The organism is Leptospira licerasiae serovar Varillal str. VAR 010 (genome assembly GCF_000244755.1).
Lineage (GTDB): Bacteria > Spirochaetota > Leptospiria > Leptospirales > Leptospiraceae > Leptospira_B > Leptospira_B licerasiae.
The window spans coordinates 886,712-907,833 of record NZ_AHOO02000005.1 but is presented as its reverse complement, the minus strand read 5'-3'; the positions used below and the strand labels follow the sequence as shown (position 1 = coordinate 907,833).

The following is a 21,122-nucleotide window of genomic DNA, read 5'->3' as shown; positions in this document are numbered from 1 at the left end:
GACGAAACCTGGATTTTTTCGGAGAATGACTGTATGCAAGCGAAGGATATACATAAAAATAACTTTCTGAAACTTGCTCTCTTCCGAATTTTAGGTTCTGTCTTTATCGTATCGATCCTTCAAGATCCGATCCTCTCAGTAACTCCTACTCCCGTTTCTTTTATGAGCCCCGTATATGCGGTCCAAGAAGATAAGGGTATTTTAAGACTCATTTCTATTTCGTCCATCAACGGAAAAACCGGATTGGTTTATACAGGCACCCAAGAGAAAGGGATCCCGGTCTTTAGAAAACAAAACTATATTCTTTTTAGAACTTCCAAAGAACTGAACTTATTGAACTTAACCAACTCTAAAGTTAAAACAATCAAAGGAACAAGAGACGCATTTCCAGGCAACAGCGGCTTTTTAAAAGATAAATCCATTGTGATCTTCTCTAGAAAAAATTCGGATAGATGGGAAACCGTTTTATACGATTACGAAAAAGAGAAGGAGATAAAATCACTCCCCGGTTACCAGCCTTTCGTTTCTCCGGACCAAAAAAATCTTGTATTGATAGGTAACGAAGTACGTTACTCGGAACATGGAGAAGAATCTCTCAGAGTTCCGATCCATAAGTATTCTCTCGAAACTTCCGAATTAAAAACTCTAGCTTGGATCGAAAGCGGAAAATTGCAGATCACCGATGTGTATTCTATTGCAGAAGATCTGGTTTTAGTGCGTATAGCGACCGACAAGGAAAACAAACTTTATAAACTTCCGTCCTTAACCGGAGAATTGATTACCTTCTTGGACCCGTTTTATCCATTTCCCGTAAACCCTCAATCCAAAGAACCTAAGGAAAATAGGGAACAGGTGAATATTAGCTTCGGTCCGGAAGGAAAAGTGATCTCCTTTACCGAAAGAGCCGACGGAAAATTAGGAAACATAGTAGTTGTAGATCTAAAAACCAAACAAAGATACGATTCTTCCTTTGTGGGATGTTTTCCCGTTGTTAAAAACGGGTCCGTTTACTTCTTAGGAGATCCTGAATTTGTAAAACAATCCAAAGATCAGGAATACAGACCCTATAATAATTATACTCTATACGAATTAGATTATAAAAAAGATAAGATCCGTTCCATTGCTCCAATTTCCGGAAAAGTAGAACTTCTGGAATAACTGAATTTTTTAACAAGTTGCATTATATTTTTATGATGCAGCCTCGGTTGGTTTCGGAAAGTCTCATTTCTTGCCTCTACGTCAATACCGCGAGATCCCAAACGCGGCGACCGCTACTACCGTTTAAAAGTTATAAATTCCGTTCATTCCTTTCAGAACTTTCGAATATAAAAAATTCTTGCTCGTTCTTTCGTGAGAATTAGAAAGATCCTCTCGCATTGAAGAGGAGATCATGAAAAAAATCCTAGCGTATTCTTTGTCAGGGATATTAGTCGTCGTTCTAGTTCTTGTTGTATTCTATTACGCGACTTCCCAACCTGGAGAGACCATAAGTTTCCAAGATCCGTATCATACGGAAAGACCTACCGCCCAAGGTTCTAAGTTAATGGTAGCAAGCGGTCATCCTTTAGCCACCAAAGCCGCTTTGGAAATTTTAGAGAAGGGTGGGAATGCTGCAGATGCAGGAGTGGCAGCTCTTTTAGTTTTAAACGTAACACAAGGAGAAGAAGCTTCTTTTCCGGGAGTAGCTCCTTTACTCTATTACGATCAGGCCGACAAAAAAGTCCATAGCTACATCGGAGTAGGGACTGCACCTGCAAAGGCCACAATCGAATATTTCAAATCACGTGGGCATGATTATATCCCAATGTTAAAATATTCCTCTCAATTGGTCCCGGCTTCTCCGGATGTGATCGTAGCTTTACTAAAGAAATACGGTACAAAATCTTTTGAAGAAGTAAGTAAACCTGCCATACAAATTGCGGAAGAAGGTTTTCCGGTTCATAGAATTTTAATGAGAAATCTAAACATAGGAGTTCTCAAAAGATTGGGCCTTAAATTTTTACTCCCATACAATGCAAAAATTTATGTGGGAGATAAATGGTGGAAACCTCTTCATCCTGGAGAAAGATTCAGAAGGCCTGCGTTATCCGCTACACTGAAAGAGTTGGCGGAGGCGGAAAGGCTCGCCTCTTCTTCCGGAAAAAACCGTGCGGATTCCCTGGAAGCTCTGAGAGATTATTTTTATAAAGGGCCGATAGCGGATAAGATCGCCAAAGCCCACGAAGAGCATGATGGCACAATGGTAAAATCGGATCTGGTTAGGTACAGCGCGGATTGGGAAGTTCCTTTGCAAGGAAATTATGGACCCTATACGATCTTCTCGAATCGTACTTGGAACCAAGGAGCTGTCGTTCCGATCGTTCTACAAATTTTAGACGGGATAGACCTAAAGTCAATGGGCCATAACTCCAAGGAATATGTTCACACTGTCGTGCAGGCAATCGAGTTAGCGATGGCTGATCGCGAAAAATATTTTGGAGATCCCGCTTACGTTTCCGTTCCGGAAAAGGGCCTACTTAGTAAAGAATATGCTGCAGAAAGAAGAAAACTACTACAATCTAAAGCGTTCGGAAAAACTCCCCCATCTGGAAATCCATTCTTATTCGAATCTCCTGCTAACGCGAAAAAGATCGCATATCAAAAGGAAGATTCTGTCGCGCTGAATAAAGAACCTTTCTTCGATCTTACTCCAAACTTTTGGGAAAGAACGGAATCCGGAAAAATAGGAAGAGATACAACTTATTTGAGCATCATCGACTCTAAAGGAAATTCTTTATCTCTAACTCCGAGTGATTTCCCTCAATCCCCGATCATCGAGGGTGATATCACATTAGGGATTAGAATGACACAATTCCGTTTAGATCCGAACCATCCATCCGCCTTGGTTCCCGGAAAAAGACCGACGATTACGCCTAACGCGTCTATGGTATTTAAGGATGGGAAATTTTGGATGAGCTTTGGGACTCCAGGCGGAGACATGCAAACCCAGGCAGTAATCCAGGTATTCTTAAATTTAGTGGTTTTCGGCATGGATCCTCAAGAAGCTGTTAACGCGCCTCGTTTCCGTTCCTTGAACTGGCCAGACGCATTCTCTCCTCATAAATATTATCCGGGGCGAATAGAATTAGAAGAAGAGATCTATAAAAAAGAAGGAAAAGCGCTCGAAGCTCTAGGCTACGAAGTCAAAGAGAGAGAAAAATGGGAATATGACTTCGGGGCTCCTTGTATTTCTTTAAAAGATCCTAAAACAGGGATTTTATATGGCGGAGCCGACCCACGAAAAGAATCCTGGGCGGAAGGAAAATAATAAGAGGAAAGAATGAAAAAAAGAAGGCTTGGAAAAACGGGAATGGTGGTTTCCGAAATTTGTATGGGAACTATGACTTTCGGTTCTAGTTGCGACGAGAAAGAAGCTCATCGAATTTTGAACAAGGCCTTCGATTCCGGGATAGATTTTTACGATACAGCGGAAATCTATCCTGTTCCTCCGGAAGCGGAGTATGTTCATGCCACTGAAAAAATTTTCGGCAATTGGTTAAAGACTAAAAAGAGAGAATCTATCCTGATCGCAACTAAGGTCTGCGGCCCCGGTCATGGATGGTTCACTCCTCCGGTAAGAGAAGGTAAGACTGCGTTAGATCGCAGAAATATAAAAATAGCGATCGAAGGAAGTTTAAAAAGACTCGGAACAGATTATATAGACTTATACCAAACTCATTGGCCTGACCATGATTTCGGATATGAAGAAACGTTAGAAGCTTTGACCGAATTGATAGACGAAGGTAAAGTTAGGTATATAGGGAGCAGTAACGAAACCGCTTGGGGAACTATGAAAAGTTTAGAAGTTTCCCACACGAACAAACTCGCCAAATACGAATCCATCCAGAATAATTTCAGTATCTTAAACAGAAGATTCGAAGACGCCCTCTCTGATATATGCAGAAGAGAACAAATAAGCCTTCTTCCTTACTCTCCATTAGCAGGAGGGGTATTGACTGGAAAATACAATGGGCCCACTCCACCCGAAAATGCAAGGTTTACACGTTATGCAAATCTTCCGACAGAAAGACAAAGAAGAATGGCAAATCGCTTTCTGAACGAAGGAACTCTTGCTTCTACAAAGGAATTGATAGAGATCTCGAAGGAGGCAGGAATTAGCGTGACCACTCTTTCAGTCGCTTGGTCCAAACAACATGATTATGTTGCTTCTACCATTATTGGAGCTAACACCGTAGAACAATTGGAAGAAAGTTTAAAGGCCGCGGACCTGATCTTGTCAGACGATATTCTGAAAAAGATAGACGAGGTATCTAAAAAAATACCGTATCCGATGGGATGATCAATGCCCTCTCCAAACTTCTTCTTCGGAGATGATTTCATTCTTTTCTCCTGCGAAATTAGGAAATGATTTAAAAAAGCCGGTGATCAGATAAGGGATAACATCGAACATCGGTCCGGATCTACCTTCTCCTTCCACGTTCGCTTTTAAAAGTACACTGGAAGGAAGTCCTCTATAACGTTTTCCGTCATAGATCACTAATTTAAAGATCACATCGTAAAAATTTTCGTAATAAGGACTGGCACCTGAAATTCTGGAATTGCCGAAATTTCCCATAAATGCAAACGGAGAATACCCTCCTACACTTCCTAAAATAGGCACAGCCGCCAATCTACTGGAAGTTCCTCCGTAAGAATGGTATCTCATTCCTCTTGCGCTGGTCCATCCTCCGAAGGCGCCTAAGTCCGCTTTATGATCGATCACGCTACCTCTCGGAAAAATTAAAATATCATAATGTATTAATTGATCCGCTCTTGAGATATCTACTTCTCTGTATCCCTTCTCAGCAAGTTTTTCTCGTATTAGATCCTCGTTTTCACGGATGATAATGGGAGGAGCTTGGCCGAAGAACGGAAGAAATGCGTAGGTTTTTTCGTAGTAACGGATATGATCTGATCTTTCTACCTCTACCTGGGACTTTACCTGGAGAGGAGAACAAAAATTACATCCTAATAGTAGCAAAAGGATCAGAACTCTCATCATTATATTCTTTCGACCGGATTGGATTCAATTTTACTCCCAAATCGGATCGTTTTCATTTAAAATTCGATAGTTTTGCTCAAAAGTATAAAAAACTTAGTTAACGATTTCCAATCATCTGTTCCAGATCCTCAGCTTTTCCGAACAGAACTAAGATATCTCCTTCCGACAATACAAGATTCGGAGAAGGAATCCCTAAAACTTCCTCGTCTCTTTGATCCGATTTTCGTCTGGTCTTTTTGGGTCTTTTGACTGTGATCAGATTTAAATTCCAATCTTCTCTGAGCTTTGCACCTTGTACTGTCTTGCCCTGCATATGTTTTGGGACCATAGCCTCCAAAATTCGATAATCTTGTCCGAGCAAGGTAACATCTTTTACACTACTATTCGCAAGTTGTTCTGCCATAGAATGAGCAGCCCGTTCTTCCGGATTGAATAAGTTCTCTATTCCCAACATCTGCAAAACTCTTTTGTTAAGATCGGATTGATAACGGGCAAATATATTGATTGCTCCGATCTTCTTCAAAGCGTCCGCAGTCACGATCAGATTTTCGAAATTATCTCCGATAGCCAAAACTACAGCGTCCATTTCATCCAAACCGTGCTCTTTCAATTCCGATTCATCCGTGGAATCTATCGCTACACAATATGTGGAGAATTCTCTGATACGATCTATTTTGTTTTTGTCCTGATCGATTGCCGTAACTTCTTGTCCGTCTTCATACAATCTCTTTACGAGTTCTATCCCGAAGTCTCCTAGGCCAATGACTGCGACCCTTTTCTTTCTCATTCGAACCTTCCTCTAACCGACTACGACGTATTCTTCAGGATACCAATATCTTCTAGGTTTCCGTTTTGGAACAAAAGCTAATAATACCGTCAATACCCCTACTCTTCCCACAAACATTACAAAACATAAAAGTAATTTTCCGGGAGTCTCAAACTTAGAAGTGATCCCTCTTGAAAGACCAGTAGTCCCATAAGCGGAAACCACTTCATAACAAATATCCAGAAAAGGAAAAGGTTTTTCGAAGCAGACTATAAAGAAGATCCCCAGAAATATTATAAACATGGAAAGTACGATCGCAACCGACGCCCTGGAAAGAGAATTTTCCGCGACGGTCCTTCCGAAAACGTCCACTCTTTCTTTTCCCGTAAAAAATTGATAAAACTGTAAGAACGCAAGCGCCAACGTGGAAGTTTTAATCCCTCCTCCCGTAGAATTAGGGGAAGCGCCCACCCACATTAAAAATAAACTCACGAATACCATTGGTATCCCCATGGTAGAAGTATCCAAAGTATTAAATCCCGCTGTCCTTGTAGTGACTGAATAGAATAAAGAGTGAAACGCTTGGTCGTACCAACTCAAATCCTTCAAACTAAAGTTTCTTTCTAATACCCAGTAGGATATCCAACCGAAGATCAATAAAGATAGAGTCATGATCAGGATCAGCTTAGAGCCTAGGGAAAAACGATATCGAAAAGATTCTCCGTTAAATCTGATCTTCTTTAAAAGCTGATTCACAGTAGGAAACCCTAAACCGCCGAACACAATCAAGATCATCAAGGTAGAAAGAAATGAATATGATTCTCTAAAATAAGGCTCCGCTAGGCCTTTTGAAAAAAGGGCAAAACCTGCGTTACAAAATCCTGTTATAGAATGAAAGATCGATTGAAAGATAAGTTCCTTTTGGGAAAATCCGAGTTCTTTTGGGAATGTTAGATAAAGGAAGACTGAACCGATCCCTTCTATCGCAAATGTTTGGTAAGCAACTTGTTTTAAGATCGAACCCGCTCTTCCGATGGATTCTTGGCTAAATAGATCTTTGACGATCAGTTTTTCCGTTACGGAAACCTGCCCTTCTAAAACCAATGCAAAGAATACCGTCAAGGTCATAAGCCCTAAACCGCCGAGTTGAACAAGGACCATCAAGATTACTTGTCCAGTCCCGGTTAAATCCTGTGAAACATCTATGGTGCTAAGACCTGTGACACATACTGCGCTTACCGCCGTAAAAAAAAGATCCACTAATTGGATCGGTCTCGCTTCCGCTCTCGGAAGGCATAATGCAGCGGTCCCCAAAAAGATTAGGATCGCAAAACTTCCCGTCATCACCAATGAAGGAGAAATTTTTCCGAGAGAAAGTCTGGCCCTTCTCAAAAAATGCGCAAACCCTCCGAAAGCCAAAGTTAACTGACTTAAAGATAAGAATAAAAGTATGACCTCTTCCGTTCTTTGTTGGGAAAGAATGGATTCTATTTTTTCCTCTAAGAAGAATTGTAATAGTACTACTAAAACTACAATTGCTTCTATCTTATGAAACTTTAAATAAGAACGATATGGAGTTAAAGTGAATAGAAAGCTTAAACATTCGTAAATTACCAAATACCAAACTATAGTCATGGTAACTAAACGAAGTGGATGAATCCATTGGGGAGGATAATAAAATCCGTACAAAAATATCAGTATAAAAAGGGAAACAATCCCCAAAACACCGAATATAAATCTTAAGAAAGGTTTGATATTCTCCTCAAAGAAGAGCGAGATCCTTCCCCATTCGGAAACTAATTTGGTCCGCAAGTCGGGATCTAAAAAAGAATTCATATTCTATCAAAAACGAGTGCCGAAAAATTCGAATTCCATTCTATACTCGAAATTTCTGGAATACAATCCATATCCTGGGATCGCCCTTGGATGTATCGTTTCGGAAAGTTTATCAGGCACAGTCGGGTTGGGAGTAGGACTTTGTGGTTGGTTCTCCAACTTCATACGATCATAGTCTCTTAAATCCAGCCATGCATTCGTCAATGCTAGTGTAGAGGCGACACCGAAAACGATCCATCCTCCCTCGAAAGTTTTTTGATAACCTGGTTCAGCAGCGGCTAACGCACCATACGTCACACCTGCAGCGATTGGCAGCGTCATAAAAAATATGATAGAAAAACGGCGAAGCCTGGATTCCGTATAAGGTTGTGGCTCGCTACCGAATTCTTCTAATTTTCTTTTGCGATCTCTTGCTTGGTCTTGCTGTCTTTGTAAGGCTTCGGTATTTACTTCCCCAGTGACCGGATTAAAAAGCCCGTCATCGCCTCTGCCTTGCACCGGGTTCGTAGTTCTCCTGGTTCCTTGGCTTCCGGAAGTGGTAGGTAAACCCGTTTGGAAAGGAACTTGCACATTTCTAGGATTTACTAAGGCAGGTTTATCCATTTTAGGCGGAATGGAATATTCCCTAAATCCGTCGGGAGATTTTTCATCTTTATAATTTCTTAAATTATAATCGTACGGATCCGAAAAATCACTTTGGTTCTGGGAAATGATCGGAAAAGAGAAAACAAAGAGAAAACAAAAAGTAAGGAGCTTGTTTAAGCCGGAAAAAGATCTCATTTTATAGGACTGCTCCTTGTTCTGATCTTATTCTTCCGGAAAGAATTTCGGATGTATATTGAAAAGAGTCCTTTCTGATTTTTTCCAAAAGTATAGCGTCTAATCCCAAACTTCCCGCCTTATCGTATTCTTCTTTGATATTGGTCCCGAAAATCCCAGGATCGTCGGTGGAGATGGTAAATTTTAGATCATTACGAGCGAATCTAACTAAAGGATGATGAGTTTTATCTCGCACCATTCCAATATACTCGTTGGAACTGGGACAAGATTCGATGACTGCATTCGTATTTTTGATCCGATCCATACAATACTCTTGAAATGCCTTTGTTTCAGAGACCAGATTTTCAGTAACGGAAATTTCTACCTTCTCCTTATGTCGGATCGAATCTAATTCCGATTCCAATCTTTTTTTAGGAGGCAATTCTCCATATCTGGAAATTTCTTCCCAATGATCTAATTGAAATCTGAGAGTATCTTCCCTTTCGGAGACAGGTTCTAAAACCTTTTTCCCAAGATACGCATTCGGATCCAAGCCTACTGCGATTGCATGTCCTAGCCTGTGAGCGCCCCATTCCGCAGATTCCACTACCCAGCGAGATGCAGAGAGAAGAGTTTTGTCCAAAAAAGATTCCCCCACATGATAAAGAACTGTAAGCGCTGTGGAATTTTCCGCAATATTATCTTTTTGAACTTCTTTTAGAAATTCTCTTTTACCTTTAGGCGGAAATCCTTCTTCAATATAACAAAAATCTAATCCGACTAGATACTTTTTGATGAGGGGATCTTTTTCCATCATCTCCTTTAACATTTCGTATTCTTTAAAAACCTCACCATCCCTATGCAAGGAAACTACCAACCGAGATTTTGCCCTTCCGGAAAGTTCGGACTCGGCTTCTTCAAATCCTTCGCAAGCGGCTAAAGTTTTGGAATAAATACCTTCGTAAGTATCAAGCGGAGAATACATTATGCGATATTCACCGAATACGACTCCTTCTTCGTATTGATCCTTAGTTATATGTTTGGATACGAATTTGATCTCTTGAGGATCGAATTTAGAAAGAGCAATGATTAGATTAAACTTTGCTTGGAATTCAGGAAAAGGGCCTTGGTGATTAAATAAGTAGATCTTTTTAAAATCTTCCAAAGACTTATGATCTTCGAAGAATGTTTCAGTATTGATGGACTTTCCATACAGTTCTTGGAAAGGTTTCGTAAAAATTTCCCAACGAGGAGAAGGATTGTTCAAACCCATTTGCCTAAGTAGTTCCGGTTTCAGACTACCGTATAGATGATTATGAAGGTCTACAAATCCTAAATTCGAATCCATGTATCTTCTACGCTTTTAAGTCATCTTAACTCTCTCGTTACCGGGATAAACCGTTTTTCGCGGAAAAAATGTTGTTTGCACAACCCTCCTCTCAAAGCTGGAAACTACTTGGCTCCATTCTATAAAAAAATACTCAAACTATATCGCCCGAGTCGATTGAACCTAAAAATCCTTTCCTTAGCTCTGCCTGTTGTTTTTGGAATGTTAAGCCAATCTTTGGTTTGGATAACCGATACGGTTATGGTAGGATACCTCGGCCAAAATGCAATCGCTGCTATAGGCATAGGCGGGACATGTTATTACACTCTTGTTGCATTCCTAATCGGATTTTCAATGGGAGTACAGATCATAGTAGCAAGAAGATTTGGAGAAGGTAGAATATCCGAGATCGGTAAGGTTGGAGTTTCTACACTTTATCTCTCCGTACTTTTGGGATGTTTTTTATCCATATTAGGACCTTGGGTTTCAGAATGGATCATGTTTTGGATCGGTCCTGAAAAGACGGTTAACGCGCTCGGAAGCGAATATTTATATTTTAGATTTATAGGAAGCGCTTTTTATTTTTTAGGGTTCTGTTTCAGAGGATTCATGGACGGCCTTGGGCTAACCAAAGCAGGTTTTGTTTCCATGGCAGTAACCACTATCGCAAACATAATCTTTAACTGGATATTGATCTATGGAAACTTGGGATTTTCTCCTATGGGGATCGGAGGAGCCGGTCTTGCTTCTTCCATCGCAGGGTTCGCAGGGCTCTTAGTATTCCCTATATTCTTTTTTTATTATAAATTAGGGAAATATTTCGAAGGAGTAAAACTTTTACCAACCAAAGAACACTTAATAGAGATTTTTAAAGTGGGAATTCCTCCAGGTTTTGAAGAAGGTTTAGTCAACGTTGCATTCGTGATCTTCTCCAAGATCCAAGGATTGATCTCCGTACTTGCGGTTGCTGCATCCAACGTTCTGTTTTCCACCCTAAGTTTTGCGTTCTTACCCGGTTACGCATTTGGAGTAGCTGCCACAACAATCCTAGGCCAGGCAATGGGAGCCAAAAAATACAAATTGGCTTACCATTCCGCTTTTCGTGCGGCATTCATCGCTGCACACGTAATGGGATTTATAGGTCTATGTTTTATCTTCTTAGGGAAAACGATCGTGTATACGATGACCAGGGACCAAGCCCTAGTAGAGGAATGTTATCCGGTGCTTCTATTATTGGGAATCATCCAGATAGGGGACGCATATCATATGGTAATCGGTGCCGCCCTGAGAGGGGCCGGTTTACAGAACTATGTCTTTAGGATCTATATTCTTCTCACTTATATGGTAATGCTTCCTTTATCTTATCTTTTCGGGATCGTATGGAAAGGTGGGACTCTTGGACTATGGGCCGCAATATTCGTTTGGATCGCTTCACTTTCCTTAATTTTCTTCTATGAATTTAGAAAGAAAAATTGGGTAAAAGGGACGGTTTAAATGCTTTGTAGGAAGTCCTACAAAACTTGGATTTTCAGACCAGTTTAATAATCTAATCCTTCTTGCCCCAATAGCAAAGCCGGGGTTTTTGGTTCCAGAATGAAAAAGGCGCTTATTACAGGGATCACCGGACAAGACGGATCCTATCTTACAGAACTTCTTTTAGAAAAAAAATACGAAGTGCACGGGATCGTCCGCAGAACCAGTTCTTTGAACCGGGACCGGATAGAACATCTTAGAGGGAACCCTCACCTTTTTCTTCATTATGGAGACTTAACCGATTCAAGTAACCTAAACAGGGTTTTAGAAAAAGTCCAGCCGGACGAAATTTATAACTTAGCTGCTCAATCTCACGTAGGAGTTTCTTTCGAAGTTCCCGAATACACTGCAGAAGTGGATGCGGTCGGAACTTTAAGGATTTTAGATGCCATCAAACAAACCGGAGTAAAGTCCAGATTCTACCAAGCTTCTACTTCCGAATTGTACGGAAAAGTACAGGCTGTTCCTCAGGACGAAAAAACCCCATTCTATCCGAGATCACCTTATGCAGTCGCGAAATTATACGCATACTGGGCTGTAGTAAACTATAGAGAAGCATTCGGATTGCATGCCTCCAACGGAATTTTATTCAATCACGAATCTCCAAGAAGAGGAGAAGGTTTCGTAACCAGAAAGATCACCCTAGGTGTCGCAGGCTTGGTTTCCGGAAAAGGCGGCCCAATCCATTTAGGAAACCTGGATGCAAAAAGAGACTGGGGTTACGCACCGGATTACGTAAACATGATGTGGATGATGTTACAACAATCGGAGCCGGACGATTATGTAGTAGCGACAAACGAAACACATACAGTCAGAGAATTTATAGAAGAATCTTTTAGACATCTGGACATCCAAGTAGAATGGAAAGGTAAAGGAGACCAAGAGAAAGGTTATAATAAGAAGGACGGCAAACTTTTGATAGAAGTAGATCCTTCTTTTTACAGACCAACCGAGGTTGATCTTCTGATCGGAGATCCGGCAAAAGCAAAGGCTAAACTTGGTTGGGAACCTAAGGTCAAGTTCAAGGAACTAGTAGAGATCATGATCAAGGCAGACTGCAAAACAGTTGGGATCAATATCTAAGCGCGTTTTTTGATCTTAGCGTCTATCTGCGATTTTTTACGGAATGCTTGTACTAGTTTTTCTAATTCCACAAGATCCGTGCAGGAAATTTTTCCCTGATCTAATTTGATAAATTTGTTTTTGGAGATCAGATCCAGAACCAGGTTCTCATCTTTAGGATAAGTCAATCCAACCATCTTGATCAAGTCCTTAGTACCGATCTCGAAATTATAAGTGGATTTAGGAATGACCTTAACTCTGTTCTTCTCAACAAGAGTGAGCAATGTATCTGCGATCCTTCCCTGAGGATCTGAAATAAGCAAGTTAGCAAGCTGCTTATAAGCGGTCCAAATCCTTTCGGAAAGAAGGGTGATCAGCCTAGTCGCCAATTGAGGCTGGGCCTTAACCATTCCCTCAAAGTTGGCTTTGTTGATCGCAAGTAACTGAACTTCTCCCCAAGCGATTGCAGAAGCAGATCTAGGTTTATTATCTAAGAGTGCCATCTCTCCAAAAATGTCCCCGCTTTGTAAAACTGCGAGAAGCACTTCGTTAGAGTCCACGATCTTGGTGATCTTTACTCTTCCATGTTGGATGATGTATAATTCTCTACCAGGCTCGTGCTCGCAGAAGATCATCTCGTTATCGCCGTATGCACGGTTAAACTTTGTATAATCTATCGGAGGAGGGGCAACCGGTTGGTTAACAGTCTGTAATTTCAGTTTGGCCTGAGTGGCAAATTGACCGTTAGGAAGATATTGCAGATATTTTTGGAAAGCGTATGCGGCGTGAAGAGTATTCTTTTGGTTAAAGTAATATTCTCCGATCGCGAACAACTGGTTCGGATCTTCTTCTACCGCTGTACGAAAAGACAGACGAGTGATCGTAGAGTCGAACTGTCTGAGTTTCATAGAGAAGTAGCGAATGATCTTCATTGCTACCGGAGTATTTTTTTGGATCAGAGTTCCGAACTGGTCGTAACTAACTTGAATTAAAGAAACATCAGTTAGAGCGATTGCGGATTCGATCTGAGCGTGCTGGCTCATTGCAGCAACCACTCCGAAAAAATCTCCAGGTCCCAAAAGTTGGTTCGGGTCCTCGCCTACTACTTGGTTCTCACGGGCGACCCTGACCTTGCCTTGTCGGATGATAAAGAAATTATGGGCTTCTTTCTTGCCTTCGACGATGACATAGGACCCTTTCGGGTAATTCACGATTTGAAAGAAGCCGTTGGACATACTTACCAGAGATTAAAAATTTCTTCCGTGGGAATTCAACTATAAACTAGTATCGGCTCGTGATGAGGGAATTCGGACCGAAATCCGAGTATTTCCTTATTTTTCGCGACAAGATTCCCCTTCCGGAGAAGATTCTTCCCCATCCGAAAGTAGATCGATACCGGAGAATTCCAGAGCAGCCTTTTCTGCCATCGCTCTGGAGTAAGATTGTCTACAAATTGAGGAGAAAATCTGCTTCGCCTGGTCGATTTCTCCCATCTTGGCTAGTAGGCGCCCGGCTTCCAAGTAGGATTCTAACCCGAATTCTCCAGTCGGTTCCATTTTATAAAGGTCCAGACTCACTTCCAAAGCTTTCTCAGGACGATCCAACTTTAGAAAACAATCTTTGAGAAGGCTAAGCACCCTGTTTTTTTTAGAATTTCCAGGATAAAGAACCAGGAAGTTACGAAGACTTTCCGCTGCTTTATAAAAGCGACGGTCCTTATATGCTTCTTCCGCGATCCGAAACAAAATGTCAGGATCGGAAGGCCCTTGTTTGGAGGGATTTTCCCCTTGGCCAAATACGGAGAAGGAGAATGAAAAAATAAGAAGGAAGAGGACAAGGATCCGAGAGAGGGCGAACGGTCTGAAAGCCACGTTCAAGAAAAAAGGAGAATGTATGCCCTTAAAATAAAATCCGGAAAACAAGAGTACCTACCAGAGCTAAGCTCTATATAGATTATCAGTCGTTTTCCGGATTTTATGAATTACTTTTTTTTATCTATTTTCTTCCGGTGGAATTCGCAGAGGCGATACAACCTGCCAGTAGACGGATTTTTTTTACCTACTTTAGTGCCGCAGACGATACAAAGACCTTCTTTCCTTCTCCTTTGATAAAGGAGCTGAACCCTCTCCGCCCCAGACAGGTTGTACTTACTAACCTGAATCCGAAATCCTTTGTAGAGGTAATTACCGATCGCTTCGACAGCTTGAGTTTTTACCCCGGCGATGATCTTTTCCAAATCATCGTTAGTGACTTTCTTTGGTTTCATAAATGTTAACTGACGTAACAACAGTTATATTCCAACAAAGTTAGTAAAGTGTTTTTAATTTTCCGTATAACACTGCATAAAATTTTTTGACAAAACTCGCATTAGGTTGCTGTTTTTTTAATAAATTTCTTCGTCTGGGGGGCTACCTGTTTCGGCTAACGATTAACAATTAAAATAATCGATTATTTCCCTCAAGTCAACGTTAGGTCGTTTTACATCAATTCTCAATAAATATGGAAATTTATTTCCATAGCTCTGACATATAACGGAGATCAGATTAGGTGATTATAAACGGAACGAAAAGATTTAGACTAACGATGAAAAGCCGAGCCTTAAGGGATAAAGGCGATAGAAATTAACTCCTCTAAAAAATCGTTACTTGAAGGCTTGAACGCCAAAATTGCATTTTTAACGATAGATTTTTTTTAAAAAATCAGTCATATTATTTGGCAGATCGGTTTTAGAATTTTTATGAAAACAATCGTTCACATATTATTCATCTTTCTGGCGTTCTCCCATTTATCCTATTGCTCTAAATCACCTAAAGAGAAAGTAAAAACGATACTTTCCGACGCGCAGTTAAGCGAAGAGGAAAAGATCAAAATGGCAGCATTTTCCTTATTCGGCGAAAGGTTAAAAGAAATCGATCTAGTCAAAGTACAAGACGAGAAGGGAACTAAATTCGAAGTCTATTTAGGATTCGGAGGAACTTCCGCACTCACATTCCTGGGCTCTGAAAAATACTCAGATCATATGAAGTTGGAATTAGCTCTTGGAACTTATAAATTCCTGCAATCTTTACAGGGATTTCGTTTTGGAAAATATAGAATGAGCCTGATCAAACCTTTCTTCATTAAAAACGGAGAAGCAAGAGGCGCAGAAGAATTTGAGATCTATAGATTCAGAGCGGAAGGCGAAGACTTGAAGAATGTAACCGGCTTTAAAGAGACCGACGCATTCTCCTCCGACAATTATGATGTTCCTTCCGAAAAGGTAGTAACAGTTTTAAAAAATATGATAGAGCATTGGCAGGTTGAGCTGGATCAATTTGCAAGAATAGAGATCAAGTAAGCAAGGATCTCATTCTTTTTGGAAAATTCGTAAAGATCCCGTCTACCCCTAGATCTATTCCGAACTTCAGTTCTTCTTCCGTATTCAGCGTATAAACCAAAACGTTAAATCCTTCTTTTTGAATCTTCGAAACAGTTTCTTTATCCAGACCTCTTGCGGAAAGATTCAAACTAAATGCATTCAATCTAAAACCGAGTTCCAATGCTTCCATCCAAGAGGAAGTTTCTTCTCCGATCAAGATGCCAAGTTTTGCGTCTACGGATAACTCCCGAATACGCGCTAATGATTCCCAACAGAAAGAAGAGAATAATGATTTATGAAAAAGAGAATTTTGTTTAGTGTAGTCTATCAATTCCTGTTCAATCGGAGTATCGATCGGGATCTCTTCGTAGGCGCCTGATTTAATCTCCACATTCAATCCGATATTCTTAGACTTTAAATAATCCCAGACCTCCCAAAGATCCGGGACCTTCTCCCCTTTAAATCTTGGATCTTTCCAAGAGCCTGCATCCGCTTTGCGGATCGTATTAAATGGAAGAAGTTTCACTTCTCCTTTTTGATTCGTAGTCCTATCCAAAGTATCATCGTGAATGACTACTATCTTTCCATCGGAAGAATGGATGATATCCAACTCTATCCAATCCGCTTTGAGTTCCACGGCATTTCGGAAAGAGCTCATTGTGTTTTCAGGATATTCTCCGCTATCTCCTCTATGAGCGATCACCCAAGGTTTAGGGAGAACGAACGGATCAAAATCCATTAGAAAGCCCAACCCACAAAAAGATTCAGACCGAAGCTAGAGCCTGGCAATCTTTCGGAATTCTGATACGCGTATTTTCTGTATAATAGATCTCCGATACTTGCAGTCCTATCCGAATAATACAGATCGGAAACGGAGAATGAATTATGATAAGGAGAATACCAACTCCATACACCTTCCCAGCCGAAAAACAGACCGGATGTAGTTTGAAATCTGAATCCTACACCGAAGCCCGCGTAATTCCTTGGACCGGAACTATAAGAATCCTTTTCGAAACGATACGTGTTACCGGCGGATTCCCAATAAAGAGCAGTTTGGTTCTTTTGGTAATGTTCCCTTCCTAACCAAAAAGAAACAAAAAAGGGAGAATCTGCAATGAACCTTTGGACAAAGAACGCTCCTCCCCAATACTTCTCTTGATGATTTCTCAATCTCCCATAAAAATCATGAGGAGGAAGAAAATAAGAATATGCCGTATCGTTATCAAAACGATTCACATAAGAGTTAGTGTAACCGTTAAGTCCGATTGCCCATTGTGAATCCAACATTCTGGCGATCTGAAAAGAATAATATTTTTCGGATCGGCCAAATGCAAAACCGCTGATTTGGTTCTTAAATTTTTCCCTCAGTTCCGGTTGGCTCGGTCCGGTTGGAGTTTTTTCAGGAGGAAGTCCATTCATAGGACTGGGTTTTTGCTCTATAGTTTTATCCGGAGAAGGTTCCGTAGTTTGGGTCCAACCCTCCGAAGATAAGATACTCAGAAGAAGGATAAATAAGATCGGAAAAAACGGTGAGACCGGTTTTTTTGGTGAGAACATCCCTAGCAAAGACACCCGAAAAAAGAAAATGTCAAGCAGTGGAAAATGAGGAAGGGAAAGAAATTAGCAGGCGAGGTCTCCCTTCGCCCGCTCGGTCGGAAATTAAGCTTTTCCTTTTGCAGTAGCTTTGATGGTTTCAGCTACTTCGGTCAATTTAGCTTTAACAGCATCCAATTGTCCTTCCGGAACGCGTTTTTTGATCTCTTCGGAGATTTGATTGTACTTCTCAACGATTTTGCCACGAGTTTCTTCGTAGTTTTTGCCAGCAACGGTAGAAACTTCTTTGATTTCGTTCAAAAGTTTATCCACTGTTTCGCGAATTTTTACGGAACCTTCAGAATTGTCTGCAGCGCCTTTAGCTACTAATTCTCCGTAGGTTTTTTCCAAATCTACTTTCGCTTTGTCTAATCCTTCTTGTCCAGATTTCAAAAGTCCGATTCCGGCGTTAAGAATGTCCAACAGTTGTTTTTCCATTTTTCTCTCCTGTTTCGCCGCAATTTTGGTGCAGCGCACAAACCATTCATATTGCACCGCACCAAAGAGGTCAACCTCTAAATTACAAAAATTTGGAAAAAAATGAAAAAGAAGTCGGCCTAGGTTCCGCCCGGTTGAACTTCCAACTTAGGATATTTGAGATCCATATTCTCCAATTCTTTACGAACATACTTAGCGATTAGATAATCCCTGTACCATTTTTTGTCGGAAGGAACGACCACCCAAGGAAAACGATCCTTAGAATGGGAAAATATCCATTCGTAAGCTCCTAGATACTTTTTGAAGTTTTTATGAGCTTCTAGATCGCTTGGATCGAACTTCCAATTCTTTTCCGGATTGGATAATCTTTCTTCTATTCTCTTGATCTGCTCCTCTCGAGAGATATGCAGGAAGAATTTCAGAATATGGGTCTGGTTTTCTTTTGATACAAATTCCTCGAATGAATCAATGAACTCTAATCTTTCTTTGAGCTTATCCTTGGATAGACTCTCGGAAACAAAAGGCACCAAGATATCCTCGTAGTGGGAACGATTGAAAATTTGGATCCAACCCTTTTGAGGAAGTTCCTTGTGGATCCTCCAGAGAAAATCTCGACTCAATTCTTCCGGAGTGGGCGCTTTCCAAGCTTTACAAGTACAGCCCAAAGGATTTAAAACCGAAAAAAGTTTTTTGACCGTTCCGTCTTTTCCGGAAGCATCCATTCCTTGTAGAATGATGAGCAAGGATTTCTTTTTACTAGCGAAAAGACGGATCTGTAACTCTTCTATCCTTGCCAATTCCGTAAGACGAAGTTCTTCCGCTTTTTCTTTGGAAAGGTCCTTGTCCGGTTCTGTTGAGTATTCGGAAAGTTGGATCATTCTAACCTACCAGCGAGCGATATGATCTTCTGCCCAGCCTTGTCCACCTTCAATCCTAAATTCACTTTTACCTATTCGGAAAACGCCATCAAAACTTCCGATCATCTGATTTACTTTAGAAGAGATTAAACCCATATTAGAATACGCCTTTCTGTGAAAATCGGGAGTAAACACTAGTTCCACCGCTTTACTTTCCTTGGAATAGATCATCCAAGGTTTTTTAGGATCTTTTTTATCGAATTCGAAAGCGATCACGGAAGGAATTTTATAAATTCTACCGTTGATCAAAAGAGCATTTTCGGTAGTCCCGGTGTCGTCGGTCCAACCTGCCCCCAAGTTCACTCCATAAACTTCGTTCCCACCCGGACGATAAGACATAGATGCCCAGTTCCATTTGCTAAAATAAGGCCAAACACCTCTTCCATAATCCAGAACTCCGAACGAATCCTTAGGATTGAACTCGTAAGATTTAGAAGCAGTTGTAACTTTTCCCTTTGCCCCCAATCCGAATAATTTATGTGTAAATTGAAAACGATTTCGAGTCCAAGGTACCACAACGTTCAGGCTTTCCCATTGATTAGGAACTTGTAATGTAAGATCGGCTTGGATGGATTTGCGTGTTCCTTTCAGAAAGTCCACTTTGATCTTGTAATTTCCGTCTTCGTCCATCTGGAAATCCAGAAACCCTTCTTTACCTTCGTAACGAGCGTTGCTGGAAACGGTTTGTCCAAGCATGGTACCTTTGCCGAAAGGAGTGATTACGGTCGCTTCCTGGAATTCTCCGGTCCTTCTATCCAACCAATAACAAAAGATCACACCTGCGTAATCGATATCCGAAACAGTGAAAGAAGCCAAAAAGTTTTGATCATAAAAGCACCAATAATTCCATTTTTTCTTACGAAGCCAGTGGCCTTTTACATTACATCTGTGTAAGGGAGTTTTGGACCAGCCGATCGCATTCCGATTCACTTTACCGGAAGGGTCGCATAAAATGGTAGGTTGTTGGATTTCTGTTTCTAAATTCATGGTCGCAATAGACAATACTTGGAGCCTGTACCGACTCACAATCTAAATTTCTTTTGCGATTTTTCCGAGTGTCTGGATGGCGGAGATCACTTTGGGTCCCATAAGAATTCCTGCATTGATCCGGAAATTATTCACATACTTTCCGGAAAGAGAGAAAAGATTACCCGGAACTATACTGATCTTCTTTTTCGCCGCTTGGAATCTAAGAACTCTAGAATCTTTACCTTTAGGAAGTTCTATCCAAAGAAGAAATCCTCCTTTCGGAATCGCGACCTTGGTTCCCTTAGGAAAATATTCCAAAAAGGAATCCGCGTAAGAAAGCACCAAACCTCCCAACCTTCGTCTAAATTCTCTCAAATGTCTTTCATGAGCGAGAGATCCAATAAAATAGGAAGAAGCAAGTTGAGGGATCGCAGGCAAAGAGATCGACTCAGCCAAACGAAGCCGCCTAGCATTCTCCACTTTAATTTGATCACTGATCATCCAACCGATTCTAAGACCTGGATTCACGGATTTAGAAAGAGAAGAAACCTGAGTTACGATCCCTTCCGTATCCAAAGACAAAAGAGAAGGAGGACGAATACCCCCGTTATGCTGCAAGTCCCCGTAGATATCGTCCTCTAGAATTTTTACGCCGTATTTAGAAGAGATTTTTAGAAGTTCCCTTTTGGAGCCCAAAGGCATAAGGCTTCCGGTTGGATTTGAAAAAGTAGGAATGGTTATGAGAAACTTAGGAGATTCTTTCTTTATTACGGAAATATAAGATTGAAGATCAAGACCCGTAAAAGGATCCGTAGGGATCTCGATCGCTTTTAATTTTAATTCGGAAAGAATTTGGTACAAAACAAAATGAAGAGGACTCTCCACCGCAACTTTGTCACCCGGTTTTGTGGAAAGGCTCAACGCCAAAAATGCCGCCTCGGAGCAACCTAAAGTGATGAACACTTCGTCAGAACGAACTCTTCTCTCCTTACCGGAAGAACGGATCGCGATCTTTTTTCTAAGTTCTAAAATTCCTGCCGCATCCGAATATTTATAAACTTGAGAATCCTTTAAGGATTTCTTATACGCTTTTTGCAAAGAAGAATACGGCAAAAATTGAGGATCGGGGACCGCCGCGCCAAAAGGAATAAAACCGGGATCTGCAAGTTCGGACATCAAAGAACTTACCTCTTCCGGAACAGAAGGATTCGGAACTCTTACAGGCTTTTCCAATTTATATTTTGGATATAACTCAGGCCGAGGAAGAACAAAATATCCGGATCTTTCTCTTCCGCTGATAAAACCTCTCTCTTGAAGGATACCAAAAGCCTCGACGGCAGTGGAAAGATTACACTCTTCAAATAAACAGATTTTTCGAAGAGAAGGTAATTTGGAACCCGGAGGAAATTCTCCGGATTCTATCCTACCGATCAGAGAGTTTGCGATCTTAGAATATTTAGTAATAAGTCGATCTGTATTGGTCATAAAAACAATTTCTGTATCTGTATGGTAATCTCAATTTA

Annotated in this window: 20 protein-coding genes; 6 read left to right on the top strand and 14 right to left on the bottom strand. The window is 40.9% G+C overall.

Going from position 1 to position 21,122, the window contains the following annotated elements; all coding sequences use genetic code 11:
- Positions 1-33: 33 nt before the first annotated feature.
- From LEP1GSC185_RS04670 to LEP1GSC185_RS04660, 3 genes are all read left to right on the top strand, one after another.
- The gene (locus LEP1GSC185_RS04670) at positions 34-1,158 is read left to right on the top strand and encodes a hypothetical protein (RefSeq protein WP_008594454.1); all 1,125 of its coding nucleotides are present in this window, start codon (positions 34-36) and stop codon (positions 1,156-1,158) included.
- A 232-nt stretch (positions 1,159-1,390) separates the two neighbouring features.
- Positions 1,391-3,307, top strand: coding sequence for a gamma-glutamyltransferase family protein (locus LEP1GSC185_RS04665; RefSeq protein WP_008594917.1), 1,917 nt, complete (start codon positions 1,391-1,393; stop codon positions 3,305-3,307).
- Positions 3,308-3,319: 12 nt separating this feature from the next.
- Positions 3,320-4,339: an aldo/keto reductase gene (locus LEP1GSC185_RS04660; protein ID WP_008593575.1), complete on the top strand. Its 1,020-nt coding sequence runs from the start codon at positions 3,320-3,322 to the stop codon at positions 4,337-4,339.
- Here the strand turns inward: LEP1GSC185_RS04660 and LEP1GSC185_RS04655 are convergent, their stop codons facing one another.
- From LEP1GSC185_RS04655 to LEP1GSC185_RS04635, 5 genes are all read right to left on the bottom strand, one after another.
- Positions 4,340-5,038: a DUF4136 domain-containing protein gene (locus LEP1GSC185_RS04655; protein ID WP_008595461.1), complete on the bottom strand. Its 699-nt coding sequence runs from the start codon at positions 5,036-5,038 to the stop codon at positions 4,340-4,342. It lies immediately after the preceding gene.
- A 100-nt stretch (positions 5,039-5,138) separates the two neighbouring features.
- Positions 5,139-5,828 (bottom strand): potassium channel family protein, encoded by a 690-nt coding sequence (locus LEP1GSC185_RS04650; RefSeq protein WP_008594654.1) that lies wholly within the window; start codon positions 5,826-5,828, stop codon positions 5,139-5,141.
- Positions 5,829-5,840: 12 nt separating this feature from the next.
- The gene (locus LEP1GSC185_RS04645; protein WP_008594949.1) at positions 5,841-7,643 is read right to left on the bottom strand and encodes a TrkH family potassium uptake protein; all 1,803 of its coding nucleotides are present in this window, start codon (positions 7,641-7,643) and stop codon (positions 5,841-5,843) included.
- 6 nt (positions 7,644-7,649) lie between these two features.
- Positions 7,650-8,423, bottom strand: a complete 774-nt coding sequence (locus tag LEP1GSC185_RS04640; RefSeq protein WP_008593717.1) for a hypothetical protein — start codon at positions 8,421-8,423, stop codon at positions 7,650-7,652.
- A 1-nt stretch (position 8,424) separates the two neighbouring features.
- Complete coding sequence (locus LEP1GSC185_RS04635) at positions 8,425-9,750, bottom strand: amidohydrolase family protein (RefSeq protein WP_008595678.1); 1,326 nt, start codon at positions 9,748-9,750, stop codon at positions 8,425-8,427.
- A 108-nt stretch (positions 9,751-9,858) separates the two neighbouring features.
- Here LEP1GSC185_RS04635 and LEP1GSC185_RS04630 point away from each other — a divergent pair, with 108 nt between their 5' ends.
- Together LEP1GSC185_RS04630 and gmd are read left to right on the top strand one after the other, a co-directional pair.
- Entirely contained in the window at positions 9,859-11,223 is a 1,365-nt protein-coding gene (locus LEP1GSC185_RS04630) for an MATE family efflux transporter (protein WP_175284888.1), read from the top strand.
- Positions 11,224-11,322: 99 nt separating this feature from the next.
- A complete protein-coding gene (gmd, locus tag LEP1GSC185_RS04625; RefSeq protein WP_008594157.1) occupies positions 11,323-12,345 on the top strand; it encodes a GDP-mannose 4,6-dehydratase in 1,023 nt (340 codons plus the stop codon).
- Here gmd and LEP1GSC185_RS04620 read toward each other — a convergent pair.
- From LEP1GSC185_RS04620 to LEP1GSC185_RS04610, 3 genes are all read right to left on the bottom strand, one after another.
- Positions 12,342-13,559: a Crp/Fnr family transcriptional regulator gene (locus tag LEP1GSC185_RS04620; protein WP_008595689.1), complete on the bottom strand. Its 1,218-nt coding sequence runs from the start codon at positions 13,557-13,559 to the stop codon at positions 12,342-12,344. The two genes, gmd and LEP1GSC185_RS04620, sit on opposite strands and share 4 nt — an antisense overlap.
- Before the next feature lie 96 nt (positions 13,560-13,655).
- A complete protein-coding gene (locus tag LEP1GSC185_RS04615; RefSeq protein ID WP_008595542.1) occupies positions 13,656-14,069 on the bottom strand; it encodes a tetratricopeptide repeat protein in 414 nt (137 codons plus the stop codon).
- Positions 14,070-14,305: 236 nt separating this feature from the next.
- On the bottom strand, positions 14,306-14,590 hold the full coding sequence (locus LEP1GSC185_RS04610) for an LIC10235 family protein (RefSeq protein WP_010513869.1): 285 nt from the start codon (positions 14,588-14,590) through the stop codon (positions 14,306-14,308).
- A gap of 471 nt (positions 14,591-15,061) precedes the next feature.
- On the opposite strand from LEP1GSC185_RS04610, the gene LEP1GSC185_RS04605 reads away from it, so the two are divergent.
- Entirely contained in the window at positions 15,062-15,661 is a 600-nt protein-coding gene (locus LEP1GSC185_RS04605) for a hypothetical protein (RefSeq protein WP_008595042.1), read from the top strand.
- Here LEP1GSC185_RS04605 and LEP1GSC185_RS04600 read toward each other — a convergent pair.
- The 6 genes from LEP1GSC185_RS04600 to LEP1GSC185_RS04575 all read right to left on the bottom strand — a co-directional run bounded on the left by LEP1GSC185_RS04600 (position 15,654) and on the right by LEP1GSC185_RS04575 (position 21,084).
- Positions 15,654-16,421: a glycerophosphodiester phosphodiesterase gene (locus LEP1GSC185_RS04600; RefSeq protein WP_008593973.1), complete on the bottom strand. Its 768-nt coding sequence runs from the start codon at positions 16,419-16,421 to the stop codon at positions 15,654-15,656. The two genes, LEP1GSC185_RS04605 and LEP1GSC185_RS04600, sit on opposite strands and share 8 nt — an antisense overlap.
- Positions 16,421-17,239 carry a hypothetical protein gene (locus LEP1GSC185_RS04595; protein ID WP_008594549.1) on the bottom strand — a complete coding sequence of 273 codons (819 nt, stop codon included), beginning with the start codon at positions 17,237-17,239 and terminating at the stop codon, positions 16,421-16,423. Before LEP1GSC185_RS04595 ends, LEP1GSC185_RS04600 begins: the two co-directional genes overlap by 1 nt.
- A gap of 102 nt (positions 17,240-17,341) precedes the next feature.
- Positions 17,342-17,713: a phasin-related domain-containing protein gene (locus LEP1GSC185_RS04590; protein ID WP_008594027.1), complete on the bottom strand. Its 372-nt coding sequence runs from the start codon at positions 17,711-17,713 to the stop codon at positions 17,342-17,344.
- Between the two features lie 119 nt (positions 17,714-17,832).
- Positions 17,833-18,591 carry a PPK2 family polyphosphate kinase gene (locus LEP1GSC185_RS04585; protein WP_008594714.1) on the bottom strand — a complete coding sequence of 253 codons (759 nt, stop codon included), beginning with the start codon at positions 18,589-18,591 and terminating at the stop codon, positions 17,833-17,835.
- Positions 18,592-18,597: 6 nt separating this feature from the next.
- On the bottom strand, positions 18,598-19,617 hold the full coding sequence (locus LEP1GSC185_RS04580; RefSeq protein ID WP_008595714.1) for a DUF2804 domain-containing protein: 1,020 nt from the start codon (positions 19,615-19,617) through the stop codon (positions 18,598-18,600).
- A 42-nt stretch (positions 19,618-19,659) separates the two neighbouring features.
- Positions 19,660-21,084 carry an aminotransferase-like domain-containing protein gene (locus LEP1GSC185_RS04575; RefSeq protein ID WP_008594706.1) on the bottom strand — a complete coding sequence of 475 codons (1,425 nt, stop codon included), beginning with the start codon at positions 21,082-21,084 and terminating at the stop codon, positions 19,660-19,662.
- Between the last annotated feature and the right edge of the window lie 38 nt (positions 21,085-21,122).

Excerpts from the sequence above, each read along its gene's own strand:
- LEP1GSC185_RS04600 (WP_008593973.1), bottom strand. The coding sequence starts at position 16,421 with ATGGATTTTGATCCGTTCGTTCTCCCTAAACCTTGGGTGATCGCTCAT.
- LEP1GSC185_RS04650 (WP_008594654.1), bottom strand. The coding sequence starts at position 5,828 with ATGAGAAAGAAAAGGGTCGCAGTCATTGGCCTAGGAGACTTCGGGATA.
- LEP1GSC185_RS04660 (WP_008593575.1), top strand. The coding sequence starts at position 3,320 with ATGAAAAAAAGAAGGCTTGGAAAAACGGGAATGGTGGTTTCCGAAATT.
- LEP1GSC185_RS04610 (WP_010513869.1), bottom strand. The coding sequence starts at position 14,590 with ATGAAACCAAAGAAAGTCACTAACGATGATTTGGAAAAGATCATCGCC.
- LEP1GSC185_RS04580 (WP_008595714.1), bottom strand. The coding sequence starts at position 19,617 with ATGAATTTAGAAACAGAAATCCAACAACCTACCATTTTATGCGACCCT.
- LEP1GSC185_RS04635 (WP_008595678.1), bottom strand. The coding sequence starts at position 9,750 with ATGGATTCGAATTTAGGATTTGTAGACCTTCATAATCATCTATACGGT.
- LEP1GSC185_RS04640 (WP_008593717.1), bottom strand. The coding sequence starts at position 8,423 with ATGAGATCTTTTTCCGGCTTAAACAAGCTCCTTACTTTTTGTTTTCTC.
- LEP1GSC185_RS04585 (WP_008594714.1), bottom strand. The coding sequence starts at position 18,591 with ATGATCCAACTTTCCGAATACTCAACAGAACCGGACAAGGACCTTTCC.
- LEP1GSC185_RS04645 (WP_008594949.1), bottom strand. The coding sequence starts at position 7,643 with ATGAATTCTTTTTTAGATCCCGACTTGCGGACCAAATTAGTTTCCGAA.
- LEP1GSC185_RS04590 (WP_008594027.1), bottom strand. The coding sequence starts at position 17,713 with ATGGAAAAACAACTGTTGGACATTCTTAACGCCGGAATCGGACTTTTG.
- LEP1GSC185_RS04575 (WP_008594706.1), bottom strand. The coding sequence starts at position 21,084 with ATGACCAATACAGATCGACTTATTACTAAATATTCTAAGATCGCAAAC.
- LEP1GSC185_RS04665 (WP_008594917.1), top strand. The coding sequence starts at position 1,391 with ATGAAAAAAATCCTAGCGTATTCTTTGTCAGGGATATTAGTCGTCGTT.
- LEP1GSC185_RS04620 (WP_008595689.1), bottom strand. The coding sequence starts at position 13,559 with ATGTCCAACGGCTTCTTTCAAATCGTGAATTACCCGAAAGGGTCCTAT.
- LEP1GSC185_RS04655 (WP_008595461.1), bottom strand. The coding sequence starts at position 5,038 with ATGAGAGTTCTGATCCTTTTGCTACTATTAGGATGTAATTTTTGTTCT.
- LEP1GSC185_RS04670 (WP_008594454.1), top strand. The coding sequence starts at position 34 with ATGCAAGCGAAGGATATACATAAAAATAACTTTCTGAAACTTGCTCTC.
- LEP1GSC185_RS04595 (WP_008594549.1), bottom strand. The coding sequence starts at position 17,239 with ATGTTCTCACCAAAAAAACCGGTCTCACCGTTTTTTCCGATCTTATTT.
- LEP1GSC185_RS04605 (WP_008595042.1), top strand. The coding sequence starts at position 15,062 with ATGAAAACAATCGTTCACATATTATTCATCTTTCTGGCGTTCTCCCAT.
- gmd (WP_008594157.1), top strand. The coding sequence starts at position 11,323 with ATGAAAAAGGCGCTTATTACAGGGATCACCGGACAAGACGGATCCTAT.